The organism is Flavitalea sp., from assembly GCF_035489435.1.
Classification (GTDB): domain Bacteria; phylum Bacteroidota; class Bacteroidia; order Chitinophagales; family Chitinophagaceae; genus DATHKG01.
Genome location: NZ_DATHKG010000147.1, coordinates 51,932 through 62,297 on the forward strand (window position 1 = coordinate 51,932; position 10,366 = coordinate 62,297).

Here is a 10,366-nt window from a genome sequence, read left to right on the forward strand (position 1 = left end):
AATTTTAGTCGATTTTATTTCGCCGCTGCTAATTTCTTAGATCCCGATGATGAACCCTTAATGCCTGAAGACATGGAAGGCGGTGCATCGCCGGGTTTGCTACCCCAGTCTTCATTTGGCTTCGGCCCCATCTTCAATACCAATTTACCACCATCTACCAGGTCTGCATGATAAAACCATGGTTTGGTTAAAGCTTTACCATCAAGTGTTGCGGATTGTACATAAATATTTTCATCAGAAACATCCTCTGCTTCAATCACAAAACTTTTACCCGGATAATATTTTGAATCGAGTTCAATTGTTGTTCTTGGAAACAGCGGACTACCAATTTCATAAAACGGTTTTTCAGAAGCACCACCATCTGTTTGAAAAAGACCCATTGCACTCATTACAAACCAGGCGCCCATCTGCCCTTCGTCTTCATCACCTGGCCATCCATTATAAGGATCGGAGCCGTAATACTGAGACATGATTGCCTTCACCCATTTTTGCGTTAACCATGGCTTGCCGGAATAGTTAAAAAGATAAGCCGCCTGCATGTTTGGCTGATTACCATGATTGATATAAAACAATTCCATCTTATCACCGATCGCATTAAAATCGGAAGGTGAAGATTTTTTGAACCCATCATCCAACCTGTTATTGAATTCATCCACACCAACCAGGCTTACCAATCCATTCATATCCTGGGGAACAAAAAAACTGTATTGCCATGGATTACCCTCGGTATATCCTCTTGTATGGATGGGATCAAATTCATCCATCCATTTACCATTCTTAAATTTCGGACGCATGAACTTTGTCTCCGGATCAAACATGTTGCGATAGTTATTCGCGCGCCTGGTGAATGTATCATACTCTTTTTTCTTGCCGAGACTTTTGGCCATCTGGGCTACGCACCAGTCATCATAGGCAAACTCAAGTGTATTAGATACCGGACCGGATTCTCTTGGCACATAGCCGTACTTAATATAATCATTGAGATCCCTGTTTCCTGCAACACCGCCGCATTCATGTTTGATGCCCTGAACCGTTTGCTGATGCAACATGGCTTCAAACGCGGTTTTTACATCAAAGTCGCGTATGCCTTTCTGGTAAGCACTTACGATCAGTGCGATCTCGTGAGAGCCTTCCATGATACCTGAATATTCAAAACCGGCAGGACCTCGCGATAACCAACCGCCATGTTTATACATTTCCAGTTGGGACTTTACCCATTTGCTGGCGATATCAGGGTTAACAGTTGTCCAAAGCTGGTTGAGGTTCCAGAACGTATTCCAGAAAGCATCGCAGCCAAGTATCGGAGATGATGGATCATCAAGTTGTCTTATATTTTCGCAGGGATCAACATATTTGCCATTCACATCACTCAGGATGGAACGCGCGGCATAAGATCGATATAGATTGGTATAGAACTTTATCTTATTAGTCTCCGAACTTCCCTCGACTTTTATCTTACTTAACATTCCGTTCCACACATCCCGTGCATCTTTACGGGCCGCTTCAAAATCCCATTTAAAGGGATCCATTTCTGTCTGAAGATTTAATCGCGCCTGTTCAATGCTAACATAAGAGATGCCTGTCTGCATCAGGATCACCTCGCCGGCTTTGGTTTCAAAATCAACAAAAGCACCTATATCACCATTGCCTTTAATTTCACTGAGCTTATGTGTTATCGTATCTCCTTTCCATCCTCCAAAATCTTTAAAAGGTTTGTTGAAGCGGGCGACGAAATGAACTGTGTAGTCATTGAAACCACCTTTCTGCATCCAGTTCCCACTCTGCTGTTTTGAATAACCTTCAATTTCTGTATCACTAACGCGGGTTATCTGTGCATCAAGCACATTAAAAGGATATTCAGCAGGGAACAACAGGTTAAACATCAGGTGTGCATCCTGTGACACGGGAAAAGTCATCTTAAAAAATCCCGCCCTTGTTGTGCTGGTTATTTCCGTTTTGATACGATAATTAATAAGATCGGCTGAATAATAACCCGGAGAAGCAACTTCAGTACGTTTATCGATTCTTGAACGGTGACCGGCCGTTTCCCCGGTAGTGGTTGGCGCATCAGGAGGATAGATTTTCGGATTTACAGGGCCCGTTGTTGGCATTACTGATAAGCCAGCCATGGTCCAGGCATGAATATGACTAAAGCCTGAAACACTGGCCAGGGTATATTCGTAACCGGCTTTCCAGTCATCACCCTGGTTGTCGGGGCTGAGTTGTACCATGCCAAAAGGCCTGCTGGCACCAGGATTAAGCATCCATCTTGATTCCGAAGTTCCAATCAATGGATCAGCATAATCAACGGGTTGCTTTTGTTGAGCCTGTGTAATGAGGCCAGCAAACAAAAAACCTGAAACAGATAAAATATTTTTGATTACTGATCCGGATAGGTGTCTACTGGTATCGGACTTGAACAATTTCATTCTTAATTTTTATAAAATATTGCTAACGAACTATAGGGTTTTAGATAATACCTTTTGAGATTTTAGAAGCCATCAATTAAACAACCATGTTGAAATTAACTTCTGGCATTTTGGAAGCCATTAATTAAACAACCAAGTTGAAATTAGCGTCCCGCATTATTAAATAATATTATTTCATCAGAGCTTTATTTAATACAGGAATATGATCATAAAATTTATTGCCAGATTAGTAACCGGAATTCTGCTTAATGGCATTGTTACTCCTTTTGATCTCATCATTCGGAATCGGGAAAAGATAATAATGATCTCCCTTCCATGGCCTCCTTATCTCAGCTTCCGGTATTATGCCATAAGTGTATGAAAGTTTACCTAAAAGATCGCCCGCCTGCACACCTGTCCAATCCATTGTCACAGAAGTAAGCCCTCTTGTCGGAGCATCTATATTGCCCGGAGCTGCTTTCCAACGTAACAAATCAAAAAATCTTGAGTCTTCCAGGTGAAGTTCAATAGCTCTTTCATTTCTATATTCATTTACAAGTTCAGCACCGGTTGATATGATATCAGGCATATTAACCGATGGTCTTTTTCTTATCTTATTGATGTATTCACGGGCAACAGCTTCATTACCTAAAGCTATTTGTATCTCGGCATAGTTAAGATAAAATTCAGCAAGTCTTAAAAACACGATTGCCTGGCTGTAATTATAATCATAGCTTGCCCTTGGGCCAGTAAAATCCAGGAGTCTTCTGAAAGTATAACCTGTTTGAACACGGTGATGAAAAGGGGTTAAACCCTTAACCCAATATGTTTTTGAATCACGTCCAAAATCAAAAAGATTCTGCCCGTTTTTGGGATCAACCTTGTTTGGATTTTGAAAAGGCGCAACATTGTTTGGGTTCGGATTTGCATCTTCCCAATACTCATAGGTCCTCACTGTACTTTTTGCACCATCGCTGATGTTAAAAGGACCTGCCCCCGGGTAAATTACAGATGTATAATAACGGGGATCCCTGTCTTTATTTGGTTGTTGAGGATCATAACCTGAAGCGGCGTTTACAGTTATACCATCTGCGAGATAAGGATATTTTCCATTTTTAAGTTGAAACATATTCACGAACCGCTGTGTTGGCATGATACGTTGCCTGGCATCAAAACCACTTGGCCAGTAATCATAATTAAAACCCCAATCTGGTATTCTTGTACCGGGTGTAAATGTTTTTCCAAGAATGATCTCATCAGTTTTTAGTGGACGTGTGAATAGATCTTCATGGGTTGGATGCAATTGAAATCCCGCATCAATAACAGCCTTAGTGGCTACTTCCGCTGCCCGCCATTTGGACAGATCGTTGGAAGGATTATTGAGCGGACTTGCAACATATAGTAGTACCCTGGCTTTTAAAGCCAGTGCAGCAGCCTTGCCTATCTTGCCTGAAGGCGCTGAACCAGCCGGAAGTAATTGAATAGCCTTCTCACAATTATCCAGGACATAAGCAGCACATTCATCAAAAGTATTTCTTGATACATCAAATGTTGTTTCCGTTAACTGAAAACTTTCTTTTATGATCGGAACTCCACCATAACTACGCATCAGTTCAAAGTAGATCCAGCCAAGCAGGAAATGCATTTCACCTTTCATCGGATCAAGTTTCTCTTTCTCAATCTTCGATTCTGCAATCTCTTCAAAAAAGATATTGGCTTTCCGGATATAACTGTATTCTTCATTCCAGATATCTGTTAGGTCGCGGATATTATCCGGTGAGATGTTACCCTCCAGGTATTGACGTATACCAGCTGCCTTATCATGAGTTTCGGGTTGACAGACTGCAATATCAGTCAGCGCTTCGTAACTGCCGGTGCCTGGACTCCAGGGCGGTCTTATGCCGTTATAGACATTGTAAACATAGTTCTGAAGAAACGCCGGATCGGTGAAAACAGCATCCCCGGAAATAGTATCAAGCGGACGCTTGTCTAACAGATCACGTTTACATGAAACGACAATCACTATAAGGCTAAGAAACAGTATCACAAAAGCCTTGACAGATTTACTATTGGTATATTTTGAATTATTCATCTTACTATAATTTTGATCGTGCGCCGTTAGAAAGTTATATTCAGACCCACACTTACAGTTCTCATATTTGGATATACCCCTCCATTACCGCTCAGGAATTCAGGATCACCTGCACCATATTTCTCAAGGTTATTATAAATCAGAAACAGGTTGTCGCCTGAAGCATACAATCTTAATGCTGATATCTTAACCCGTGAAAGCCACTTGTTTGGAAGCGTGTAACCTAGCTGGATGTTTTTCATTCGAAGCCAGGTTGATTCATGATAATAAAAATCGCTGTTCGATGCGCCGGTACCATTTGGTGCAATCATCGGAAGTTCAGCATTTACATTATCGGGACTATAGCTGTTGTTTGCAACATATTTCAGACCATTGCCTGCAGCACCTGAATTGAATCCATTGTTCAATCTCCACTTTGCACCACTCTGACCTGCCATTAGTATGCTGAGATCAAAGTTTTCATAATCGAGACCGATATTTATACCGAACTGAGCTTTTGGATAAACACTAATGGTACCATCGGCTTCATTCACAATTGTGGGATTAAACATATAACGGTCATTACCGTCAATCTTGCCGTCCCCATTCAAATCTGCAAAAATCAGGTCACCCACCCTTGCACCGGGATAGTTGATGTTTTTAGCCAGGTCTTCCGGTGTCCGGTATATACCTATCGACTTGTATACAAGACCTGAACTCAGGGGCTGGCCTTCTCTTTTCTGATAAGGTTCAGACTGTGGCGTCTCATCTATAAAAACGATCTTGTTTTCAGTATAAGAATAATTTGCACTTAATCTTAATCCGACCTTGCCGATGTTCTGGCGATATCCTGCCTGTAACTCAAATCCTTTGCTGTCCATTTTACCAATGTTTTCATCTGGCAGTACGAGACCCGTATAAGCAGGTATAGATGCCTGTCTGCGCGCCAGGATATTTTTTGTTTTGGTTTGATAGATATCAGCTTCAAATGTTAACCTGTTCTGGAGAAATCCAAGTTCAACACCAAGGTTGGTAGTTTCAGATACCTCCCAGGTGATATCCGGGTTTGGTGTTGAAGTAGCTGCGATACCCCTGACATCAACACCATTTACCACCCAACCAGGTGAATATCCAAACGCCCCTATATATTGAAACGGATTTACCCTGTCATTACCCAACTGGCCCCATGATGCTCTTAATTTAAACGTGTTGAACAGCTTCGGCATAAACTTCTCGTTGCTTAAAACCCAGGCTGCGGAAGCCTGCGGGAAGAATCCAAATCTTGTGTCTTCTGGAAATATTGGTGAGCCATCATAACGTGCACTGAATCCAAACAGGTATTTACTCCGGAATTCATAACTGGCTCTTCCAAAAAAGTTTTGCCTGGCTGACTCAGATGCTCTGCCATCGTTGTTGAAATTTGCACGATCAGTGCTTCCTGCAAATAACTGGTCGATAGTGGCAGATTCAAAGCCGAGGCGTTGAGTCCAGAACCTATTGTCTTTGTATTCCATCTGCTCATAAGCAACAAACACATTGATCTTATGGTCTTCGTTGATAGTAGTTGCATAAGAAAGCTTGAGATTATTTGTCAATCTCTGAGTCTGGTAAAATTCTTCACGCAATCCAATGTCCTCTACTGTTCTCGAAGGTTTTTCTACGATTTCACCAGCAGGATTTCTTTCATAATAGAGCCAGGTATAATTAAAGACCTTATCATAGTTCATGGTTCGTACCAGGGAAGAAAAACCGTCAAGGGCCAATCCTTTTACAAATGGCATATTGTATTTAAAGCGAACGGTGCCTGTGAAAACATCGGCTTTGTATTTGCGGTAACCCGGGCTAAGCAATCTTGCGGCCGGGTTTGATTGTGACCAGCCTTCACCAGGATAACGATAATCACCGCCGATATAAGCTTCCTGCAAAGGGCTAACCGTAGCGAACTGGCTGACATCTCCACCGGGATTACTTTGAGGTGTTTCAGTTTGCTTTTCACGAACAGAAATATCAAGACCAACTTCGAAATTTTTTGTAACAGAAACATCCACGTTGCTCCTTAGATTGTATTGTCTCAGTTTTGTTTTATCATCGCCCCTGAGTATACCACCTTGTGAAGCCGCTCCAACCGAAAGAAAATATCTTACTTTATCAGTACCACCCCTCATCGTTAGAGAGTGTCTTGATTGTTTAGCCGGCGCATCTACCAAAGCATCATACCAATCTTCCGGCCTTCTTGTACCATTGCGAAAAGACTCAACCAATGCATCAGGAAAGTCTGGTGGTGTACCTTCCAGTTTTCTACGTGCATTGAGAACACCCATGTATTCAAATACATCAGCGGACCTGATTTTCATAGTGGGTGAAGACCATGAAAATGTTGAACTGAAATCCAAAGCCGCTTTGCCGGATTTACCACGTTTGGTTGTTACCAGTATAACTCCCCCGGCAGACTGGGCTCCGTATATGGCGGCGGCGGCATCTTTCAGCACCGAGATAGATTCGATATCGTTTGGATCTATACGGTTTAATCCATCAGGATCAGCATTTGCCACGCCATCAATTACGATGAGGGCTGAGCTGTTACGAAAGGTCTTGGCGCCCCTTACTAATATTTTTGCGTCATCAAAACCAGGTGCGGAACTTGTCTGGCTTACAAATAAACCCGGAAGTCTTCCTGCCAGCGAGTTTGAGACCGAAAGCGAGGTGGTCTTTTTTATTTCCGTACCTGTCGTTTGTACGACAGCGTTAGTAAGCTCAGATCTTCTCTGAGTACCATAGCCAACTACCACCACATCATCCAGATTAGCGGACAGCGATTCTATCCTGATATTATTGCTGCTTTCACCAATCGGGATCTCCTTTGTGTCGGCTCCCACATAGGATACAACCAGGATACTGTTTTTATCTTTTACAGTAATGGAGTAATTACCCTCCTTGTCAGATATAACGCCGTTGGTGGTGCCTTTTTCCAGTACATTGACCCCAGCCAGTGGTGCTCCGGCCTGATCAATAATCTTCCCGGTGACAGTTGTATCTGCAAAAGGTTTGAATTTTTCAATTCCCGGATGATAAAAATCGTCTTTGTTTGCGTACAAACAATCGGAGAGTAACAGCGAGAAAATTAAAGTACAAATAACAGACCCCGGTATTGGCCAGTTGTTTGCGTACAGTTGTTTTTTCATATAGCAATTGTTAGCAGTCAATATGTAGACTTGTGTAGGAGCGTGTTCCGGAATAACCAGGCGCCATGATTAACCTGAAGCCTGAATTTCAGCACCGGCGGCAATCAGGAGCTGTTGTTGTTTTTCTTCATACCAGGTTGTTTTTAGAGATGGACCAAACGGTTTACATATTGAAGAATTCCTTAGCTTGCCAATGTTACAAACTATATGTATATACATTTATACATATCAAATCTAACAAAAAACTTGATATTCAAAATTTTTTTTGTAGATATGGGCTTTTAGAGGTGAAATTTAGGTCTCGCGGAGGTAAAACCGAATTTGGACGATTGTTACTACATGACATGTTTTCAAACCATTAACCAATGAAATCATTAAACTTTTACCTATTCCTGGTTTTCACTGCGCTTATTGTTTCTTGCAAACAATCGAACCATATGTTTCAGCTTGTTTCAGGAAATCATTCAGGAATTGACTTTAATAACCAAATCATAGAAAACGATTCTATCAACCCGATTGATCTCACAAATATTTATAATGGCGGTGGGGTCGGTGTGGGTGATTTTAACAATGATGGTTTGCAGGACCTGTATTTCACCGGCTCCATGGTTTCAAACAAATTATATCTCAACAAAGGTGATTTGCAATTCCAGGATATAACAGCAACTGCCGGTGTTAATGGTGAAGGACGCTGGAGCCGGGGTGTTGCCGTGGTAGACATCAACAATGATGGCTGGATGGATATGTATGTTTGTACAGCGATGAATATCCTTGCTGGTAAAAGAAAAAATCTGCTTTATATAAACCAGGGTCTTGACAAAAACAAGTTGCCATTTTTCAAAGATCAGGCAGCTGTGTATGGACTTGATGATACGACCCATACCACCATGGCCAGTTTCTTCGATTATGATAATGATGGCGACCTTGATGTTTACCTGGTAGTAAATGAGATTCTCAAAACCGTGAATCCATCTGTGTTTAAGCCAAAGATTACGGATGGTTCATTTCCCAGCACCGGGCGCCTGTACCGAAACTCAATGAACATAGCAGCCGGTCACCCTGTTTTTACAAACGTGTCACGCGAGGCTGGTGTTATCGCTGAAGGATATGGGCATGGAGTGACCATAGCTGATATAAATAAAGACGGATGGAAAGATATATTTGTTACGAATGACTTCATTGCAAATGATCTGCTATATATAAACAACCATGATGGCACTTTCACAGATAAGGCAGCCAGCTATTTTAAACATACTTCAGCCAATGGAATGGGCCAGGATATTATTGATATCAATAATGATGGACTATCTGATATTATCGAGCTTGATATGAACCCCGAAGATAATTACCGGAAAAAAATGATGATGAATCCGGGGAGTTATCAAACCTATCAGCTTAATGATTTTTTTAAATACCAGCATCAATATGTGCGAAACACCTTGCAGCTTAACCTGGGCCCAAGGGTGAATTCGAATGATTCTGTTGGCGATCCAGTTTTCGCTGATATAGCTTATTTCGCTGGGATCGCAGAGACTGACTGGAGCTGGACACCGCTCGCTGCTGATTTTGATAACGATGGATTCAGGGATCTGATCGTTACCAATGGATTTCCGAAAGACATCACTGATCACGACTTTATTGCTTATCGGAAAGAAGCAAATTTTACCGGCTCTGAACACAGTACACTTTCACAGATCCCGGAAGTAAAGTTGCACAACTATGCATATCATAATAAGGGCAATGGAAAGTTTGAGGATGTTTCAACACTATGGGGCCTGCAGCAACCTTCATTTTCAAATGGGGCAGCTTATGCAGATCTCGACAATGATGGCGATCTTGATTTCGTTATTAATAATATCAATGATCCGGCTTCGGTTTATGAGAACACGATTTCAAAGGTTGAAGAAAATACAAATCAAGGTGAGAAATCAAATAACCATTATCTATCGGTTCAGTTATCAGGTGATACCTTAAACCGGAATGGCCTGGGCGCATGGATTGAAATTTATTATAGTGGCGAACAGCAGGCTTATGAGCAAACGCCGTATCGTGGTTATCTTTCCACCATCCAGTTGAATCCGCATTTCGGTCTTGATACTATTTCAACAATAGATTCGCTGGTTGTAAAATGGCCGCTTGGGCTAAAACAGGTAATAAAAAACATCAGGGCCGATCAGACTATAAAGATTGATATAAAAAATGCCGGGACAACCCAGGATTGGAATCTGCCTGTTTTAACTACTAATGCTTTATTTAAGGAAGTCACTGCTACCGTTAGTCTGCAATATCATCATAGGCAAGCCGATCAGATTGATTTCAACATTCAACGTTTGTTACCGCATAAGTTTTCAGAGTATGGGCCTGCCCTTGCAGCCGGTGATATAAATGGTGATGGACTCGACGACATCATCGTTGGTGGAAATTCAGATTTCACCACAACGGCTTTGATTCAACAGGCTAATGGCAATTTCAAAGAAAAGCCAATAACCAATTCATCGCCGGTCCGGGAGATGCAGCATAACCAGGGCATTCATAACAAACAAAATGCACAAGATCTTCAAGACGCCAAAGAGGCCCAAGCTGCTCAGGATGCCGGGGATATGCAAGGTACACAAGGCATTCAAAAAACAGGATTCCAGGATATGGGCTTGTTATTATTTGATGCTGATGGCGACAACGATCTTGATTTATATGTAGCACGTGGG

At 41.9% G+C, this 10,366-nt stretch carries 4 protein-coding genes; 1 reads left to right on the plus strand and 3 read right to left on the minus strand.

The features are described 5' to 3' along the window. Positions 1 to 14 precede the first annotated feature (14 nt). The 3 genes from VK664_RS22820 to VK664_RS22830 form a co-directional block, all read right to left on the minus strand. Positions 15 to 2,429 (minus strand): GH92 family glycosyl hydrolase, encoded by a 2,415-nt coding sequence (locus VK664_RS22820; RefSeq protein ID WP_461401023.1) that lies wholly within the window; start codon positions 2,427 to 2,429, stop codon positions 15 to 17. Positions 2,430 to 2,655: 226 nt separating this feature from the next. Next, positions 2,656 to 4,500 (minus strand): RagB/SusD family nutrient uptake outer membrane protein, encoded by a 1,845-nt coding sequence (locus VK664_RS22825; RefSeq protein ID WP_461401024.1) that lies wholly within the window; start codon positions 4,498 to 4,500, stop codon positions 2,656 to 2,658. Between the two features lie 26 nt (positions 4,501 to 4,526). After that, positions 4,527 to 7,661 (minus strand): SusC/RagA family TonB-linked outer membrane protein, encoded by a 3,135-nt coding sequence (locus VK664_RS22830; protein WP_461401025.1) that lies wholly within the window; start codon positions 7,659 to 7,661, stop codon positions 4,527 to 4,529. Between the two features lie 365 nt (positions 7,662 to 8,026). Here VK664_RS22830 and VK664_RS22835 point away from each other — a divergent pair. Beyond that, positions 8,027 to 10,366: FG-GAP-like repeat-containing protein (locus tag VK664_RS22835; RefSeq protein ID WP_461401026.1), on the plus strand; the 2,340-nt coding region annotated here is incomplete at its 3' end.